Source organism: Allobosea sp. P2_A10, assembly GCF_056405115.1.
Genome location: NZ_JBFUCS010000005.1, coordinates 174,737 through 191,494, shown reverse-complemented (window position 1 = coordinate 191,494; position 16,758 = coordinate 174,737). Strand labels below are relative to the sequence as shown.

Here is a 16,758-nt window from a genome sequence, read left to right as displayed (position 1 = left end):
AGGCGGCTGTGCCCGAAGTCCGCGCGTCATTCAATGCCGCGCCGCTCAGTCCTTGGGCGCGGCCCGCGCCATCAGCGCGTCCATGTCGATGAAATGGCCGGCGCGGTCGCGCTTCGAGGCGAGATAGCGGACATTATGGATATTGGGCCGGCCGAGGACGCGCTGCGTCGCCGCGACCTCGAGCCCGGCCGCCTTGATGGCGCCGACCTTGAGCGGGTTGTTGGTCAGCGCGGTCACCTTGCTGACGCCGAGCTGTTTCAGCATCGTGGCGGCGAAATCGAAATGGCGCTGGTCGAGGTCGAAGCCGAGCACCTCGTCGGCGTCATAGGTGTCCCAGCCCTGGCTCTGAAGCTTGTAGGCGCGCATCTTGTTGGAGATGCCGTTTCCGCGGCCTTCCTGATCGAGATAAAGCAAGATGCCGCCCTCGTTCTCGGCCATCCATTGCACGGTTTCGCGCAGCTGGTCGCCGCAATCACATTTCAGCGAGCCGAACAGGTCGCCGGTTAGGCAGGCCGAATGCAGCCGCACCGGAACCGCCTCGCTCAGGTCCGGGCTGCCGACGATGATCGCGACCTGATCGCGCAGACCCTCGCCGCCACGGAAGACGACGAATTCGGTCTCCGGCGCGCCCTCCAGCGGAACCGGCGCACGGCCGACGATCGTCAGCGATGCGGCCTGCGCGGCGCGATAGGCGTTGACGGCCTCGATCGTGGCCTCGATCAGCGGCTCGCCCGCGACGGCCTGCGCCGACACCGGCACCAGCACGACCGCAGGCAGCACGAGCGCGAGCCGCGCCAGCTCAAGCGCGGCATTGTCCAGCGCGGCGGCGGGCGCGATCGGCGCGTCGACCTTGCTGTCGGTTTTGAGCGCGAGCGTCTCGACGCGGGCGAGATCGATGCTCGGCATCGCGAAGATGCCGGTCTCCGACCGGCCTTTCGCGCCAAGACGGCGCAGGCGGGCCGCGCTGAGCACGAGATGGGCATTGCCTTGCGCCAGTTCGTCGAGCCGCTGCACAAGGTCGGCATCCGCGAGTTCGGCGGACAAGGCGAGCGCGAGAGACGCGCCATCGCGAAGCAGCACGGGGCGGCCGGCGCGGAATTCCGAGATTGCCCTATCGACCGCAACCAGACTGGTTTCGTCGGAGCGTCCGAAGAGCGTACGCGACTTAGGCATTGCAGTGTCCGTCAGATTGCGCCGGCACCCGGCAGAGGAGGTACTACGTCTACAGCCGCGATACGGATCGTCTCATATGGGCGTCTCGTCAAACGTGCGGGTGGCATTCCGTGTTCCCGCCGCCGTCACGTTCTCGTCAGCGGATGGTCGGCACGTCCAATCTGCTCGAAGCGCGTATAGGGATGCGAGATTGAACATGAGATGAATATCAGGAAACTGCCGCCTAAGCAGGCATTCCGCAAGGGGAGGGGAAGCATCCATGCGCGCCGACGAACCTGCGAAAAGCCCAGCCGTGCCGGCTGCGTACAGCGCTGTGGCCCGCCATCTGCACTGGCTGACCGCTGGCGCGGTTTTCATCATGATCCCGCTCGGCTTCGCGATGACCTATCGCGGCAACACCCTGAACATTTGGGACGGGCTGACCAATGCGCTGTTCAGCTCGCACAAGCTGATCGGTTTCCTGCTGCTGTGGCTGGTCGCCGGGCGGCTCGCATACAGGCTCGTCCATGGCGCTCCGCCTGACGAGCCGACGCTGCTTTGGTGGCAGAAGGCGGCCTCGCATCTGGTACACTGGCTGCTCTACGGCCTGCTGCTGATCGTGCCCATGCTCGGCTGGATCGGCGTCTCGCTCTATCCGTCGCTGGACGTCTTCGGGCTGTTCAACCTGCCTGCGCTAGCCAAGCCGGATCAGGCGCTGGCGGAAGCGGTCCTGAACGTCCATGGCAACCTCGCGATCGTGATCGCGCTTCTGGTCGGCGCGCATATCGGCGCGGCGCTGTTCCACCACCTGTTCCTGAAGGATGGCGTGCTGAGGCGGATGCTGCCCGGCCTCAGGAAATAGCGCGGCATCAGACGGGCCGCGCCCAGAGATCGTTGTGGCCGACGAGGCCGGAGACCGACGCCGCCCGCTGTTCCAGCCAGTCGGCCACGGTCGCGGCGTCAAGATGCCCGGTTTCCAGCACGGCGTCGGCAATGCCGTGCAGCAGCGCGTCGGCGAGGTCGCGCTGATCGGCCTCGATCGTCCAGGCGCTGTCGGCGGTCGAAACGGCGAAACCTGATTTGCGGAAGGCTTCCGCCATGATCCCGGTCGCCTCGGGGCCGGCCGCCGGGCCAAAGCCCTTGTCGGTCTTCTGGTGGTGGGCGAAGGCCGCCAGCATGCGAGCGTCTGCCGGGTGCGGCGGCTGCCATTTCTCGCGGCCGTCATAGGTCAGAACGGTGTAGAGCGGCAGACGCTGGCTCGCGAGCGCCGCGACGAAGCGCTCTATCCAGCGTTTCGAGGTCAGGTCGAACAGGGCCGCAGCCGTCACCAGATCGGGCTGCCAGCCGAGCACCCATTCGAGATCCTTGTTGAGGTCGGCCTGGCGGAAATCGACTGTGATCGACTTGCCTGCCTTGGCGAGGACGAGTTCCTCGCCCTGCTCGCGCGCCTCGTCCGCCCAATCGCGCAGGCGCTCGCGGGCTGTGTCGAGCAGGCGCTGGTCATAGTCGACCAGCGTCCAGTGCTGGCGTGCGGGCAGCGCCGCGAAGGCCCCGCGCAGGTTCGAGCCCGCGCCGCAGCCGAGATCGACGATGCTCAGGGAGTTCTTCGACGCGAAATGCGCGCCGACGGCCGCCAGCACCTGCTGGTTGCGCGCCGCATGGTCGGCAGGCTCGCGCAGGGCCAGCCAATCGGGGGAGAAACCACCCATCTACATCACCTTCCGGCAAACCTCGGCGACGATCGCCGCCGTCTCGCGCCAGCGCGGCAGCGCGGCCGACGCAGCCCAGGCCGCATCCGCCATCGCCGCCCGGCGGGCGGGTGCATCAATCAGCCCGGCGAGGGCTTTGGCAAGCGCCTCGACATCACCTGGCGCCACCTTCAGCGCAGCCGCATCGGGGGCCGTATCGGCGGCCGCGCCGCCGGTCGTGCACAGTACCGGCAAACCGCGCGCCAGCGCCTCGGTCAGCACCATACCGTAGCCCTCGAACAGGGAGGGCATGACGAACAGGTCGGCCGTGTCGTAGGCGCGCGCCAGCGTGGCATCGTCGACGGCGCCGGCGAGCGTGATCCTGTCCTGCAAGCCGGCGGCGGCGATCTGCGCTTTGAGCGCGTGGGTCGTCCGCGGCGCGCGATCCTGCGCGCCGATGATCGTCAGGCTCCAGTTCCGATCCACAACGCCAGTCAGCGCCGAGACCAGCACGTCATAGCCCTTGCGCGGCACCAGCGAGCCGACTGCGAGCAGGTTTGGGCCTCCACCGCGCGGCCCGCCCTGGGCGCGCGGCGCGGCATCGACGCCGGGTACCGCTACCGTGATCCGGGCATCGGAGACGCCAAAATCGGCGACCAGCAGGCGCTTCGTCGCCGGGCTCGTCACCACGATGGCGGCGGCATGTGCCAGGGCTGCGGTTTCGCTCGCCCTCAGCTCCCGTGCGCGCTCCGGCGCGGTTCCGGTCTCCAGCGAAAGCGGGTGGTGCACGAGCGCCACGACGCGTCCGGCGAGGCTCGCCGCGATGTTTTCGCGAAATGCGCCAAAGGCGAGCCCGTCGATCAGCAGAATGCTGTCGCTGGCTTGCGACAGGAGCAGGCGGCTGGTCTCGTCGAGATCGCCAGCGGTCGGGTTAGGAAACGAGCCGGGCAGAGCGAGATGCCGCGCCGCGACGCCGGTTTCGCGCCATTCCGCCAGCAGCCGGCGATCATAGCCATAACCGCCGGTCGGCAGCTCGAGATCGCCTGGAATGGCGAAAGCGATGCCGCTCACGCCAGCGCGCCCTCATAGGAAGCGCGGGCGAGATCGGTCTCGTGCAGCGTCACCCTGATGCGCGCAAGCCCGGCGCCATCCTCGCCGAGCGCACCGGATTTCGCGGCCGTGGCCATCGCATCGAAGATGTATTTGCAGAGGAATTCGGTCGTCGTCAGCACGCCCTTGAACTGCGGCAGCAGGTCGAGGTTCTGATAGTTCAGGGGCTTCAGCGTCTTGTTCAGCACGTCGAGCGCGGCTCCGATATCGACCACGACATTCTGGCGCGTCATCTGCGCCCTGAAGAAAGCGACATCGACGACGAAGGTCGCGCCATGCATGTTTTGCGCCGGGCCGAAGAAGGGATCGGGCAGGGAATGGCCGATCATGATGCGGTCGCGGACTTCGACGGAAAACATGCAGGGCTTCCTTGGAGCTGGAGACGGTTCAGGCGGCACGCCGGCCGAGCGATTGTGCGAAACGCAGCAGATAGCCATCGGGATCCTGTACGAGAAACTGGCGCTGGCCGACCTCGTGATCGCCGGCGCGATACCAGCGTTCCTCGGGGCCAAAGAAGATCGGCCAGCCGGCCGCATGCAGCGTGTCGATCAAAACGCCGACATCCTCGACGGAAATCTCGAAATTGATGCCGCGGCCAAAGGGGCGGTCGAGCGGCGCGGTGTCCCAGATATTGGCGCGCTCAGCCGGGCCGGCCCCGTGCTGTTCGAGCATGAATTCGACGCCGTCGCGCTCGATGGCGGCAAAGCCCTGCTCGGGGCGATCGTAGACGATCCGGAAACCGAGCAAGTCGCGCCAGAAGCGCAGGCTCGCGCCGATCTCGGTGACGTTGAGTTCCGGGACCAGTTTCGGGCGTGGGGCGGAGCGCAAGGCGGCGGATATGGTCATGGCCGCGACCCATAGCAAATCACCGTGGTAAGACCAGCCGCGCCGGCCGCGAACAAGGCCGGCAGGCGGGCGGGAGCCTCGGCGAATGCGATCTCGTGCGTGATCAGCGCATCCAGCGACGCGTCCGCCAGGAGAGCCATCGCCGCGCGGCTGCGGCGCGCATAGCCCCAGCGCGGGCGGCGCGAGGGTGCGATGCCGCCGACCTGCGAGGAGACCAGTTGCAGGCGTCTGGCATGGAACGCGCCGCCCAGCGGGGCTGGCACCATGCCCTCGCCATACCAACTCAGTTCGACGATGCGGGCCTCGAAGCCGGCGTTCGCGATGGCGGTCGCAAGCCCCGCGCCCGACGCGCTGACATGGAAGACGAGATCGGCGTCCGCAGGCGCATCCTTGGGCAGGGCGAAGCCGAAGCCGAGGCTTTGCGCGAGGTCCGCCCGCTCGGGCGCGATATCGACCAGCGTGACCTCCGCGCCCGGCAGCCTCGCCGCGAGCCAGGCGACCAGCATGCCGAGTACGCCGCCGCCGACCACGACGATGCGGTCGGCCGGGCCGGAGCCGGCGTCCCAATGCGCGTTGAGAGCGGTTTCCATATTGGCCGCCAGCACGGCGCGGCGCGGCGGCACGTCGTCTGGCACAAGCGTCAGCCGATCGCGCGGCGCGATGAAGACATCCTGATGCGGATGCAGGCAGAACACGGTCCGGCCCAGCATGTCGCGCGGGCCGGCCTCGACCATGCCGACGGCGCAGTAGCCGTATTTCACCGGGAAGGGGAACGCGCCCTCCTGAAAGGGGCTGCGCATGCGCTCATGTTCGGAAGCCGGCACGCGGCCCTCGAAGACGAGGCGTTCGGTGCCGCGGCTCAGGCCGCTCCAGAGCGTCCGAATAAGGCAATCGTCAGGGCCGAGCGCGGGCAGCGCGACCTCGTTCAGGGCGCATTCACGCGGCGAAACATACCAAAGCGCGGTCGCCTTCGGCCTTGCGCCGGAATCGATTGCCGGCTTTAGCTCCTGCGCCATCTGATGTCCCGCGCCATATCCCGGCGTTCTCCGTCCCAGCTGCCAGTCTCTTGAAGCTTAAGCCTTGTCGACCGATCGCATGACAGAGACCGCCATGAACCAGCGTCCCGCTCCGACCACGTTCCAGCCGGGCGCGCAAGGGGCCGCACCGGAGACGGCCGGCCTGACGCCCGCCGGCGTGCAGGCGAGCGCGACGCTCTCGGCCCGGCGCTGGCTTGTGCTGGCGCTCAATCTCGTGACGCTGGGCGCGCTTCTGCTCGGGCTCGCGCAGGTACTCGGCGCTGGCGGCTGGACCGTTGCCGACATCGTGATCTTCATCGCCTTCCTGTTCGGCGCGCCCTGGACGGTGCTCGGCTTCTGGAACGCGGTGCTGGGCCTGTGGCTGCTGCATGGCGCGCAGGACGGTCTCGATCAGGTCGCCCCCTTCGCCGCCGATGGCGAGGTCGCGACGCCGGTCTCGATCCGCACCGCCATCCTGATGACGCTGCGCAACGAGGATCCGGCGCGGGCCTTCGCACGGCTGCGCGTGATCAGGCAAAGCCTGGATGCGACGGGCGAGGGCGCCTGGTTCGACTATTTCGTGCTGTCGGACACCAATGATCCGGCCGTCGCCGCCAGCGAGGAAGCGCTCGCGGTGCAATGGGCGGGCGAGCTGGGCGACGCCTCGCGCGTCACCTATCGCCGCCGCACCGACAATGCCGGCTTCAAGGCCGGCAATGTCCGCGAGTTCTGCGAGCGCTGGGGCGATCGCTACGAGGTCATGCTGCCGCTCGACGCCGACAGCGTGATGTCGGGTCAGGCGATCGTGAAGCTGACCCGGATGATGCAGGCGCATCCGAAGCTCGGCATCCTGCAGAGCCTTGTGGTCGGCATGCCGAGCAAGTCCGCCTTTGCGCGCATCTTCCAGTTCGGCATGCGCCACGGCATGCGGCCCTACACCATGGGTTCGGCCTGGTGGATCGGCGAATGCGGGCCGTTCTGGGGCCACAACGCCTGCGTCCGGATCGCGCCCTTCCGCGATGAATGCCATCTGCCGGTGCTGCCGGGCGGGCCGCCTCTGGGCGGCGCGGTGATGAGCCACGATCAGGTCGAGGCGACGCTGATGCGTCGCGCCGGCTACGAGGTTCGCGTGCTGCCCGTCGAGATGGGCAGCTGGGAGGAAAACCCGCCGACCATGCTCGAATTCGCCAAGCGCGACCTGCGCTGGTGCCTCGGCAACCTGCAATATCTCAAGCTGCTCGATCTGCCCGGCCTGAAAGCGATGAGCCGGTTCCAGCTGGTCTGGGCGATCCTGATGTTTTTGGGCCTGCCGGCCTGGACGCTGATGATCGCGCTCCTGCCGCTCAAGGTCGTCGAGGACGCCGGCATCGCCAATTATCCATCGGGGCTGGCGGCGTTCCTCTACGTGCTGTTCTTCTCGATGTATCTCTCGCCCAAGCTCGCGGGCTTCGCCGACATCATGCTGACCAAGGGCGGGACGCAGCGCTATGGCGGCACCGGGCGCTTCATTGCCTCGTCGCTGATCGAGGTCGTCTTCGCCTTCCTGCAGGGCGCGGTCTCGACCTTCCGGACAACGCTGTTCATGATCGGCCTGGCCTTCGGGCGCTCGCGCATCGGCTGGAACGGCCAGTCGCGCGATGCCCATGCGCTCTCCTTCGCTACCGCCTTTGCGGGGCTTTGGCCGCATCTGCTGTTCGGGCTCTACATCTTCGGCACGCTCTTCGTGCTGTCGCCGACGGTGCTGATCTGGTCGCTGCCGCTGACGGCGGGCTATGTCCTGGCGATCCCCTTCGCCATGCTGACGGCGTGGCCAGCGCTCGGCGACTGGTTCGCGCGCCATGGGCTTTGCGGCATCCCCGAGGATTTCGAGGCGCCCGCGGAACTCGTCGCCATCCAGTCCGGGACGCGCGCGTGAAAGCGGTCGCCTATCCCAAGGGTACGGCGAAGGCGGTTTCGCGCTCGCTACGGGTCTATCATGGCGATCTTGCCCGCAAAGCGGCGATGGATCGCCTTTATCGGCAGTTCCTCAAAGCCGGCGACCTCGCCTTCGATATCGGCGCCCATGTCGGGGACAGGATCTCTTCCTTCCGCCGGCTGGGTGCGCGCGTCGTCGCGCTGGAGCCGCAGCCAGGTCCGGCGCGGGCGATTCGGCTGATCCATGGCCGCGACCCGCTGGTGACGCTGGTCGAGGCGGCCTGCGGCGACCGGGAAGGAACGGTCACGCTCGCGATCAACAGCGCAAACCCCACCGTCTCGACCGCGTCGCCGGCCTTCGTCGGCGCGGCACAGGGGGCCGATGGCTGGGAGGGTCAGGTCTGGGACCATGAGGTCGTGGTGCCCTGCACCACGCTCGACGCCTTGATCCTGCGACACGGCCTGCCGGCGCTGGTCAAGATCGACGTCGAGGGCTTCGAGGCCAATGTGCTGGCGGGGCTGACGCGGCTCGTGCCGGCGATCTCGTTCGAGTTCACCACGATCCAGCGCGATGTCGCCGAGGCCTGCCTCGCCTTGCTGGAGACGCTCGGGCCCTATCGCTTCAACATCGCGCTCGGCGAAAGCCAGATGCTGGAACTGTCGGAACCCGCAAGCGCCGAGGCGATGGGTGGCTTCCTGCGAGACTTGCCTCACTCCGCCAATTCCGGCGATGTCTATGCGAGCCTGACGAGTTGATAATGCCGATGCAGATGTTGTTCACCCGCCTTCCTGTCTTCATGCTGTCCTTAGCGCTCGTGCTCCGCGTGTTTCCCGCGCTGGCCGCGCCCGGCGACATCGCCGTCGAGATCAGGAACGAGTCCGAGCAGGTCTCCTGCGCCGAGAAGGACAACGTCACGATCAAGGCGATCTCGCCTGAAGTCAGGCGCTTCCAGATCGAGGCGGCGCATCCGGCCTACAACGCGGGCCTTCTGAGAGATAATTGGGACGCCGACTGGACCGATTGCGATCTGAGCGGCGATCCGGCCTTCGCCGCTCCGACGCCGCCGCGCCGCGTCACCTTCTACGAGAGCATCGAGTACTGGCTTGTCGGCTACACTTTTCCGACTTTCTGGCGCCCTGCCGACACCACCTTCAAGGTCGGCGATCGGGTCGAGAAGGGGCTGCACCTCGTCCAGCTCTGGAAGCTCGGCAAGGACCGCTCGCACGAACTGCTCGTGGTCTACCCGCAGGACGGCTACTGGCGCGCCCGGCCGATGCCGCCGCCGCAGCTGGCGTCGTCGGCTTACGGCTCGTCCTTCCTGTTCGGGCCGATCGAGCGGGAGGGCCGCCCGGTGGTCAACATCAAGGAGATCGAGTTCGACCCGAAGACGACCTCGTTCAAGCTCTCCTTCAAGGATGGTTCGGCGGGCACGCTGACTTTGTCTTCCGTCGACGAGAACCGCATGGTGCTCGACGTCGTGCTCGACAAGGCCGTCACCGGCGGCAAGGGATTTCTGGCGCTGCGCTCGATGTATGTCACCGAGTTCAACAACGACGTCGCCCGCATCGCGCTGAAGGAGCCCGGCGCCAAGGGCTGGCGCGAGGAGCCGCTGATGCCCTTCACCAACGCCAAGGCGAGCGATGTCTGGATGGGCCGCACCACGCATTCGCGGCACAACACCTCCTCGCCCGACATGGTCTTCCGGCATTTTTCGGCCGATCCTAACCCGCCGCCGAAGCCGGAGAAGAAGTAGGCCGAGGGCTGCGGTATCGGAACGCAATCCCGCCCCGCCGCGTTGGCCCATGACGCGAGCGGCGCATCGCGCTAGCCTGCCCGCTCCGATCCAGCCTTGAGGCCGACATGCCGCGCTTTGCCGCCAATCTCTCGATGATGTTCAACGAATGGGCCTTCCTCGACCGCTTCAAGGCGGCGGGCGACGCCGGATTTGCGGCGGTCGAGTTCCTGTTCCCCTACGAACACCCGCCCGAGCAGGTCGGGCTGGCGCTTGCCGGGGCTGAACTGGAGCAGGCGCTGTTCAACCTGCCGCCTGGCGATTGGGAGAAGGGCGAGCGCGGCATGGCCGCGCTGCCCGGCCGCGAGGCCGAGTTCAAGGCCGGCATCGAGACGGCGCTGGCTTATGTCCACGAGACCGGCGTGCAGCGGCTTCACATGATGGCGGGCCATGCCGACCCGAAAAACCCGGCAGCGCAGGCAGCCTATCGCGCTTCGATCGCATATGCCGCCGACCGGCTCGGCGAGTTCGGCCTCGACCTGCTGCTGGAGCCGATCAATGGCCGGGATATGCCGGGCTATTTCCTGAACGATTTCGATCAGGCGGCGGCTTATGTGCGCGAATCCGGGCGCGCGAACGTCAAGCTGCAGTTCGACATGTATCATTGCGAACTGATCCATGGCGACGTCTCCGCCAAGCTCAGGGCGCTCTATCCGCTCGTCGGCCATGTCCAGATCGCCCGCGCCAATGGCCGCCATGAGCCCGACGGGTCAGGACCGGACTATCCCAGCCTGTTCACCGAACTCGACGGCCTCGGCTACGGCGGCTTCGTCGGCTGCGAATACCGGCCCCAGGCCGGCACGCTGGAAGGGCTCGGCTGGTTTTCGGAGTACCGCAAGCCCGATCTTCGCAAGTCCGACCTGCGGGACGAGATGTAATGGCGGGTTTCGCCTATCCGGTCCTAGTCGCCGATATCGGCGGCACGAACTGCCGGCTGTCGCTGGTGCCGGAGGCGGGCGCGGCCCATGAGCCGCTGGCGCGGATCAGCACCGGCCTGCACGCGACGCCGGAAGCGGCGCTGGAGGCCGTGCTCGCGACGCTGTCGGAGCGGCCGCGCTCGGCGATCCTGGCGGTCGCAGGGCCATTGGAGGGCCGCAGCGCACAGCTCACCAACGCCAGCTGGCATTTCGACGGTCCTGTGATCGCCGACGCGCTCGGGCTGAAGCAGGGGCTGCTGGTCAATGACTTCGAGGCCCTGTCGGCCGCGCTCGCCGTGCTCGGCCCCGGCGACGTCACGACACTGATCGCCGGCCAACCCGAGCCGCAGGGCACGCGACTGGTGCTGGGGCCCGGCACGGGGTTCGGGGCGGCCGCGCTGATCATGCGTGGCGAGCGCGGCGTGCTGGTTCCCACCGAAGCCGGCCATATCGGCATCGGCCCGGAGGATCCCGCCGAGGCCAAGATCTGGCCGTTTCTCGCTGCCGGGCTATCGCGCGTCACGGTCGAGGGGCTGCTTAGCGGCGACGGTCTGGTGCGCCTCCATCGCGCGGTGGCGAGCCAGTCGGGCATGCTGGAGGCCGATGTCAGCGCCGCCGACGTGACGACGCTGGCGCTCGACGGCGATCCCGTCGCGCTGATGGCGGTGGTCTGTTTCTGGCGGCTGCTGGCGCGGGTCGCGGGCGATCTCGCGCTCGCCTTCAAGGCGACGGGCGGGGTCTACATCGCCGGCGGCATCGTGCCGCGCCTGCTGCCGCTGGCCGACAAGGCGACGATCCACGCCGTCTTCTGCGGCAAGCCGCCGATGGAGGATCTCGCCGCGCGCTTTGCGCTGCACGTCATCACCGCCCATGACGCGGCCGAGCAGGGGCTGGCTGCGATCGCGGCGCAGCCTGCCCGCTTCGGGCTGGACGACCCTGCCCGGCTGTGGTTTGCGTGAGCAACGCTTAAGTCCATCGCCGAGGCGCTGTCCCGTTTGTCCCAGCTTTACGGCCTTCAGGCCCTGCGCGCGGTCGCGGCCTTCATGGTCGCCGTGCACCATGTCCAGTTCGACGCCACGCTGCTGGCGCAAAAGACAGGCGGCAGCTTCTCGCCGTCGTCGGTGCTGCCCTGGATGGCCGGCGTCGACATCTTCTTCGTCGTCTCCGGCTTCATCATGGTCCACGCCTCCGCCGATCTCTTCGACCGGCGTGGCGGGGCGAGGCTGTTCATGGCGCGCCGTCTGGCGCGGATCGTGCCGCTCTACTGGGCCGTGACGACGCTGTTCCTGATTGTCGGGCTCGTGCTGCCGGGCGCGCTGAATTCGGGCGTGCCCGATCTCGCGCAGATCGCCGGCTCATATCTGTTCTGGCCGGTGGTCTCGACGGTCGGGCTGGTCCAGCCGGTCTATTCGCTGGGCTGGACCCTGAATTACGAGATGCTGTTCTATGCGCTGTTTGGCGCGGGCCTGCTGCTGCCGGGCCGTTGGTCGCTGCCGGCGGTCACGCTCGTGCTGGCTGGGCTGGTCGCGGCCGAGGGGCTGGCTGGGCCGCTGCCGCTGCCCTTCGGGTTCTGGGGTCTGCCGATCGTGCTCGAATTCGCTGTCGGCATGGGGCTGGCGGTGTTGTGGCGACGGGGTTTTCGCCTTGGTCTCGGGTTGCGCCTGCTCGTCGCGCTCGTCGGCCTTGCCATCCTGCTCGTGGCCGCGACGCAAGTCGGGCCACGCGTGCCCTGGAGCATACTCGCCTGGCATGGCTCGGCGGCAACGCTCCTTGTCCTGGCGGCGACGTCGGGCGCAGCCACGGCGACAGAGCCGACCGTCATCGTGCGCGCGCTGGCGCGGCTCGGCGACGCCTCCTATGCGCTCTATCTCGTCCACCCCTTCATGATCCGGGGCTTGCGCGAACTTTTCGCACGGATCGGCCTCGGCTCGCCGATGCTGTTCATCGCGGCCGGGCTTGCGGCCTCGGTCGCGGCGGCGCTGGTGGTCCATCGCGTCTTCGAGCGGCCGGCGACGCTCTGGCTGCGGCGCAGGCTCGACGCCTGAGCTTAAGTCAGCCGCATGCCCTTCAGCGACTGGCCGACGACGCCGCCGTCGCGGCGGCGCTCAGCGCGTCTGGCCTTGATCGCGTCGACGTCCTCTTCCTGCGGAAAATAGCCGCGCTCCATCACCTCGAGCGTGTATTCCTCATAGGTCAGGCCGAGCGTCTCGGCCCGCTCCTGCCGGCGCAAAGCGATCGCGGGCGGCTTGCGCCAGGCGCGGCGATGGGCGGTGCGCCATTCGAAAGCGCGGTTGATTCCGCTTGCGCCGGTCTCGCGCTTGCGGCGCGGCGGCTTCAGCGGCGGGCCGCCATTATGGCCGATGCCGGGCGGCTTTTCGCGGCGGGAGGTCCTGGCTCTGGTCATGGTCGCGCTCGTTGCGATCGGCGTTGGCTGCAGCATGACCGCACCCTGACGCCGCATCAATATGCTCCCGGCGGTGCAAGATGCGTGACAGGCGTTGCCGGCCGGGCTATCCCGCCAGCTTCCCCGACACGGACACCCCATGGCTCCCTTGCTCCATCTGCGCGACGTCGCGCTCACCTTCGGCGGACAGCCGCTGCTGGAATCGGCCGAGATCGCGGTCTCGGCGGGCGAACGCGTGTGCCTCGTCGGGCGCAACGGCTCGGGCAAGTCGACGCTGCTGAAGATTGCAGCCGGCCTCGTCGAGCCCGACAAGGCGGAGCGTTTCGTGCAGCCCGGCTGCACCGTGCGCTACCTGCCGCAGGAGCCCGACTTCACCGGCTACAAGACCTCGCTCGCCTATGTCGAGGCGGGCCTTGGCCCCGGTGACGACGCCTATCGCGCGCAATACCTGATCGACGAGCTCGGCCTGACCGGCCTTGAAGACCCGGCCACGATGTCGGGCGGCGAATCGCGCCGGGCGGCGCTGGCGCGCGTGCTCGCGCCCGAGCCCGATATCCTGCTGCTCGACGAGCCGACCAACCATCTCGACCTGCCCGTGATCGAATGGCTGGAGCAGGAGCTGAAATCGCTGCGCTCGGCCATGGTGCTGATCAGCCATGACCGGCGCTTTCTGACCTCGCTCTCGCGCGCCACGATCTGGCTAGACCGTGGCTTGACCCGGCGCATGGACAAGGGCTTTGGCGAGTTCGAGGCCTGGCGCGACAATGTGCTGGCGCAGGAGGAACTCGACCGCCACAAGCTCGACCGCAAGATCGCGCGCGAGGAGGACTGGCTGCGCTACGGCGTCAGCGCGCGGCGGACCCGCAACCAGCGCCGGCTTGGCGAACTCCATGGCCTGCGCGAGCACCGCCGCACGGCCCGGTTTGCCGTCGGTCAGGTCAAGTTCGAGGCCAGCGAAGCGCAGACCTCCGGCAAGCTCGTGATCGAGGCTGTCGACGTCGCCAAGGCCTTTGGCGACAATGTCGTGGTGAAGTCGCTGTCGCTGCGCGTGGCGCGCGGCGACCGGATCGGCATCGTCGGCCCCAATGGCGCGGGCAAGACGACGCTGATCAACCTGCTGACCGGCGCGCTTTCGCCCGATTCCGGCAAGGTCAAGCTTGGCGTCTCGCTGGAGATGGTCACGCTCGACCAGCGCCGCGAAAGCCTGGATCCGGCGACGCCGCTCGGCGATGCGCTGACCGGCGGCGGCTCCGACCAGGTCATGGTCGGCGACACGCCGCGCCATGTCATCGCCTATATGAAGGACTTCCTGTTCCAGCCGATCCAGCGGCGCACGCCGGTCGGCGCGCTGTCGGGCGGCGAACGTGGCCGGCTGATGCTGGCGCGGGCGCTGGCCAAGCCCTCCAACCTGCTGGTGCTGGACGAGCCGACCAACGATCTCGACCTCGAAACGCTCGACCTGCTGCAGGAACTGCTTGCCGATTATCAGGGCACGGTCCTGCTGGTCAGCCATGATCGCGACTTCATCGACCGCGTGGTTTCCGCCACCCTGATCTCTGATGGGGATGGCGTCTGGACCGAATTCGCCGGCGGCTATTCCGACATGATCGCCCAGCGCGGGCGCGGCGTCGGGGCCAAGACCAGGGTGGTCTCGGGCAAGGGTTCCGCCCCGGTTGCGGCTGAGCCCGCCGCGCCGGCCCTCGTCAACAAGCGCAAGCTCTCCTTCAACGAGAAGCACGCGCTGGAGACGCTGCCCAAGCGCATCGAGGTGCTGCAGGCCGAGGCCGCCAAGCTGACCGCCGCGATGTCGGGCGATCTCTACACGCGCGATCCAAAACTCTTCGCCAAGGCGACCGCGCGGCTGGAAGAGGTGACGCGCGAGATCGGCCAGGCCGAGGAGCGCTGGCTGGCGCTGGAGATGCTGCAGGACGAGATCGGGGCGTAGGTCGCGACATCATGCCCGGGCTTGACCCGGGCGTCTCCGGCAGGAGATTCTCAGGATATTCGCGGAGTTCATCCTTGGGCCGGACCCGGGGCTGCGCCCGAGAATGACGGCCGGCGGCCACAACAAAATCCGGGGAAACACCATGAGACTCAAGGGCAAGACGGCGCTGGTCACCGGCGCGGCGCAGGGGTTCGGGTTCGGCATCGCCGAGACCTTCGTTCGCGAGGGCGCGCGCGTGGCTGTGCTCGACATCAATGGCGACAAGGCCAAGGAAGCGGCCAAGGCGATCGGGCGCAAGGCGTTCGCGGTCGCCTGTGATGTGGCCAGGGCCAAGAGCGTCGACAAGGCTGTCGAGCGCATCATCGCGAAGTTCGGCCGGCTCGACATCGTGGTCAACAATGCCGGCATCAGCCATCGCAACCAGCCCATGCTCGATGTCTCCGAGGAGGAGTTCGACCGGGTCTTCGCCGTCAACGTCAAGTCGATCTATCTGATGGCCAAGGCGACCGTGCCGCATTTCCGCGCTCATGGCGGCGGCGTGATCCTGAATGTCGGCTCGACCGCCGGCATCCGGCCGCGTCCCGGCCTGACCTGGTACAATGGCTCAAAGGGCGCGGTGAACCTGCTTTCGAAATCGATGGCGGTGGAGCTCGCGCCCGACCGCATCCGCGTCAACGCGATCGCGCCCGTCGCCGGCGAAACGCCGCTGCTGGCGACCTTCATGGGCGAGGACACGCCGGAAAAACGCGCCCAGTTCAGGGCCTCGATCCCATGGGGCCGGCTCTCGACGCCGAAGGACATGGCCAACGCGGCGCTGTACCTGTGCTCCGACGAGGCGGAGATGGTGACGGGGAGCGTGCTGGCGGTAGATGGCGGGCGCTGTATTTGAGGGTGCTGTCACTTCACGAAAAAAGCGCGCTGTCATTCCGGACAAGCCGCGTAGCGGCGCCGATCCGGAATCCATCATAGAGCGCGGTCGTGCCTTACGATGGATTCCAGGTCGGCGCTCCGCTTGCCCGGAATGACGGCGCGTTGTTCTGCGAAGCGCTCACGCCGGCTTGGCGTGCAGCGCTATCTCCTGGCGCATGATCACCGTACCGTCAGGCTCGAAGCCGCGCTGCTCGACGCGGATATGGGGAGCCGATGCGTCGCCCTCGATCCTGAAGAGATGCCAGGTCGCCTTTTCGCCATGGCCGCGCGGGCCGATCGAGGCCGAGGGCACGCCGACGATGGGCACGTCGCGGCCGCGACCCGCACGCCAGGCCAGCGAGAAGGTGTGGTTGTGGCCATGCAGCACGAGGTCCGCTCCCGTCCGGGCCAGCATCGCCTCGAAGGCTCTTGCATCGACGAGTTCGCGTGAGCGCCGCGCGCCGCCCTCATAGGGAGGGTGGTGGATCAGGACGACGCGGATCAGGCCGTCCTCGCGCGCGCGGTCGAGCAGCTTTTCGGTCGCGGCGAGCTGCGCCTTGCCGATTCGCCCGGTCGCCATCAGGGGCAGGGTCGGGACGCCGCTGTTGACGCCGATCAATGCGACCTGTCCGCGCCGGCGATACCAGGGATAACCCGCCATGCCGTCGTCACTGGTGCACCACGGGCCGAGATGGCCGGCCAGCGCCTTCAGCGAAGAGCGGGCATAGGCGTCGTGATTGCCCGGCACGAAGCTGACCGTCTCGCGTGCGCCCAGCGTATCGAGAAAGGCCACCGCCGTCCTGAACTCGTCGGGCAGGCCGATATGGGCGACGTCGCCGGTGCAGGCGATGTGATCGGGCTGCTGCTCGCGAATGTCGGCGACGATCAGCGCCAGGATTTCCATGTCATGGGCATGCCTGCGCTTGCGCCGCCAGTTGACATAGCCGGTCGCGCGCTTGCCCAGGAGCTGGTGCAGCGAAAAGCCCGCGAGCGGGCCCAGATGCGGATCGGACAGATGTGCGAGCTTGAACACAGCCTCAGCGCTTGCCCTTGCCGCAGGTCCG

The 16,758-nt window shown here is 67.8% G+C and carries 17 protein-coding genes; 9 read left to right on the top strand and 8 right to left on the bottom strand.

The annotated features are described in order from the left end of the window. Nucleotides 1-45 precede the first annotated feature (45 nt). Nucleotides 46-1,173, bottom strand: a complete 1,128-nt coding sequence (ribA, locus tag AC1DZY_RS09930; protein WP_476819943.1) for a GTP cyclohydrolase II RibA — start codon at nucleotides 1,171-1,173, stop codon at nucleotides 46-48. 259 nt (nucleotides 1,174-1,432) lie between these two features. Between ribA and AC1DZY_RS09925 the strand changes: the two genes are divergently transcribed. Beyond that, nucleotides 1,433-2,014 carry a cytochrome b gene (locus AC1DZY_RS09925; RefSeq protein WP_476819942.1) on the top strand — a complete coding sequence of 194 codons (582 nt, stop codon included), beginning with the start codon at nucleotides 1,433-1,435 and terminating at the stop codon, nucleotides 2,012-2,014. 7 nt (nucleotides 2,015-2,021) lie between these two features. Here AC1DZY_RS09925 and AC1DZY_RS09920 read toward each other — a convergent pair whose 3' ends face one another. From AC1DZY_RS09920 to AC1DZY_RS09900, 5 genes are read right to left on the bottom strand one after another with little or no spacing between them, the layout of a single operon-like run. Beyond that, on the bottom strand, nucleotides 2,022-2,861 hold the full coding sequence (locus AC1DZY_RS09920; protein ID WP_476819941.1) for a class I SAM-dependent methyltransferase: 840 nt from the start codon (nucleotides 2,859-2,861) through the stop codon (nucleotides 2,022-2,024). Continuing rightward, entirely contained in the window at nucleotides 2,862-3,911 is a 1,050-nt protein-coding gene (locus AC1DZY_RS09915; protein WP_476819940.1) for a glycosyltransferase family 4 protein, read from the bottom strand. Beyond that, nucleotides 3,908-4,309 carry a 6-pyruvoyl trahydropterin synthase family protein gene (locus AC1DZY_RS09910; RefSeq protein ID WP_476819939.1) on the bottom strand — a complete coding sequence of 134 codons (402 nt, stop codon included), beginning with the start codon at nucleotides 4,307-4,309 and terminating at the stop codon, nucleotides 3,908-3,910. Before AC1DZY_RS09910 ends, AC1DZY_RS09915 begins: the two co-directional genes overlap by 4 nt. A 28-nt stretch (nucleotides 4,310-4,337) precedes the next feature. Then, on the bottom strand, nucleotides 4,338-4,796 hold the full coding sequence (locus AC1DZY_RS09905) for a bleomycin resistance protein (protein ID WP_476819938.1): 459 nt from the start codon (nucleotides 4,794-4,796) through the stop codon (nucleotides 4,338-4,340). Further along, complete coding sequence (locus AC1DZY_RS09900; protein WP_476819937.1) at nucleotides 4,793-5,812, bottom strand: zinc-dependent alcohol dehydrogenase; 1,020 nt, start codon at nucleotides 5,810-5,812, stop codon at nucleotides 4,793-4,795. Before AC1DZY_RS09900 ends, AC1DZY_RS09905 begins: the two co-directional genes overlap by 4 nt. A 94-nt stretch (nucleotides 5,813-5,906) precedes the next feature. Between AC1DZY_RS09900 and mdoH the strand changes: the two genes are divergently transcribed. The 6 genes from mdoH to AC1DZY_RS09870 all read left to right on the top strand — a co-directional run bounded on the left by mdoH (nucleotide 5,907) and on the right by AC1DZY_RS09870 (nucleotide 12,481). Continuing rightward, the gene (gene mdoH / locus AC1DZY_RS09895; protein WP_476819936.1) at nucleotides 5,907-7,727 is read left to right on the top strand and encodes a glucans biosynthesis glucosyltransferase MdoH; all 1,821 of its coding nucleotides are present in this window, start codon (nucleotides 5,907-5,909) and stop codon (nucleotides 7,725-7,727) included. Next, nucleotides 7,724-8,482 (top strand): FkbM family methyltransferase, encoded by a 759-nt coding sequence (locus tag AC1DZY_RS09890; RefSeq protein ID WP_476819935.1) that lies wholly within the window; start codon nucleotides 7,724-7,726, stop codon nucleotides 8,480-8,482. The genes mdoH and AC1DZY_RS09890 overlap by 4 nt, the downstream gene beginning before the upstream one ends. An 8-nt stretch (nucleotides 8,483-8,490) precedes the next feature. Further along, the gene (locus tag AC1DZY_RS09885) at nucleotides 8,491-9,480 is read left to right on the top strand and encodes a hypothetical protein (RefSeq protein ID WP_476819934.1); all 990 of its coding nucleotides are present in this window, start codon (nucleotides 8,491-8,493) and stop codon (nucleotides 9,478-9,480) included. 107 nt (nucleotides 9,481-9,587) lie between these two features. Then, on the top strand, nucleotides 9,588-10,397 hold the full coding sequence (gene otnI, locus AC1DZY_RS09880) for a 2-oxo-tetronate isomerase (protein WP_476819933.1): 810 nt from the start codon (nucleotides 9,588-9,590) through the stop codon (nucleotides 10,395-10,397). Further along, on the top strand, nucleotides 10,397-11,395 hold the full coding sequence (locus AC1DZY_RS09875) for a glucokinase (protein WP_476819932.1): 999 nt from the start codon (nucleotides 10,397-10,399) through the stop codon (nucleotides 11,393-11,395). Before otnI ends, AC1DZY_RS09875 begins: the two co-directional genes overlap by 1 nt. 36 nt (nucleotides 11,396-11,431) lie before the next feature. Then, nucleotides 11,432-12,481, top strand: coding sequence for an acyltransferase family protein (locus tag AC1DZY_RS09870; RefSeq protein ID WP_476819931.1), 1,050 nt, complete (start codon nucleotides 11,432-11,434; stop codon nucleotides 12,479-12,481). A 2-nt stretch (nucleotides 12,482-12,483) separates the two neighbouring features. Here the strand turns inward: AC1DZY_RS09870 and AC1DZY_RS09865 are convergent, their stop codons facing one another. Beyond that, complete coding sequence (locus AC1DZY_RS09865) at nucleotides 12,484-12,840, bottom strand: hypothetical protein (RefSeq protein WP_476819930.1); 357 nt, start codon at nucleotides 12,838-12,840, stop codon at nucleotides 12,484-12,486. A gap of 139 nt (nucleotides 12,841-12,979) precedes the next feature. Here AC1DZY_RS09865 and AC1DZY_RS09860 point away from each other — a divergent pair, with 139 nt between their 5' ends. Together AC1DZY_RS09860 and AC1DZY_RS09855 are read left to right on the top strand one after the other, a co-directional pair. Next, nucleotides 12,980-14,785: an ABC-F family ATP-binding cassette domain-containing protein gene (locus tag AC1DZY_RS09860; protein WP_476819929.1), complete on the top strand. Its 1,806-nt coding sequence runs from the start codon at nucleotides 12,980-12,982 to the stop codon at nucleotides 14,783-14,785. Between the two features lie 142 nt (nucleotides 14,786-14,927). Continuing rightward, complete coding sequence (locus tag AC1DZY_RS09855; protein ID WP_476819928.1) at nucleotides 14,928-15,674, top strand: SDR family oxidoreductase; 747 nt, start codon at nucleotides 14,928-14,930, stop codon at nucleotides 15,672-15,674. A 159-nt stretch (nucleotides 15,675-15,833) separates the two neighbouring features. On the opposite strand, the gene AC1DZY_RS09850 is transcribed toward AC1DZY_RS09855, so the two are convergent. Continuing rightward, nucleotides 15,834-16,727: a metallophosphoesterase family protein gene (locus AC1DZY_RS09850; RefSeq protein WP_476819927.1), complete on the bottom strand. Its 894-nt coding sequence runs from the start codon at nucleotides 16,725-16,727 to the stop codon at nucleotides 15,834-15,836. Between the last annotated feature and the right edge of the window lie 31 nt (nucleotides 16,728-16,758).

Coding starts and splice junctions, on each gene's coding strand:
- AC1DZY_RS09905 (WP_476819938.1), bottom strand. CDS start 4,796: ATGACCATATCCGCCGCCTTGCGCTCCGCCCCACGCCCGAAACTGGTC.
- AC1DZY_RS09925 (WP_476819942.1), top strand. CDS start 1,433: ATGCGCGCCGACGAACCTGCGAAAAGCCCAGCCGTGCCGGCTGCGTAC.
- AC1DZY_RS09885 (WP_476819934.1), top strand. CDS start 8,491: ATGCAGATGTTGTTCACCCGCCTTCCTGTCTTCATGCTGTCCTTAGCG.
- AC1DZY_RS09900 (WP_476819937.1), bottom strand. CDS start 5,812: ATGGCGCAGGAGCTAAAGCCGGCAATCGATTCCGGCGCAAGGCCGAAG.
- AC1DZY_RS09855 (WP_476819928.1), top strand. CDS start 14,928: ATGAGACTCAAGGGCAAGACGGCGCTGGTCACCGGCGCGGCGCAGGGG.
- AC1DZY_RS09920 (WP_476819941.1), bottom strand. CDS start 2,861: ATGGGTGGTTTCTCCCCCGATTGGCTGGCCCTGCGCGAGCCTGCCGAC.
- mdoH (WP_476819936.1), top strand. CDS start 5,907: ATGAACCAGCGTCCCGCTCCGACCACGTTCCAGCCGGGCGCGCAAGGG.
- otnI (WP_476819933.1), top strand. CDS start 9,588: ATGCCGCGCTTTGCCGCCAATCTCTCGATGATGTTCAACGAATGGGCC.
- AC1DZY_RS09910 (WP_476819939.1), bottom strand. CDS start 4,309: ATGTTTTCCGTCGAAGTCCGCGACCGCATCATGATCGGCCATTCCCTG.
- AC1DZY_RS09875 (WP_476819932.1), top strand. CDS start 10,397: ATGGCGGGTTTCGCCTATCCGGTCCTAGTCGCCGATATCGGCGGCACG.
- AC1DZY_RS09860 (WP_476819929.1), top strand. CDS start 12,980: ATGGCTCCCTTGCTCCATCTGCGCGACGTCGCGCTCACCTTCGGCGGA.
- ribA (WP_476819943.1), bottom strand. CDS start 1,173: ATGCCTAAGTCGCGTACGCTCTTCGGACGCTCCGACGAAACCAGTCTG.
- AC1DZY_RS09865 (WP_476819930.1), bottom strand. CDS start 12,840: ATGACCAGAGCCAGGACCTCCCGCCGCGAAAAGCCGCCCGGCATCGGC.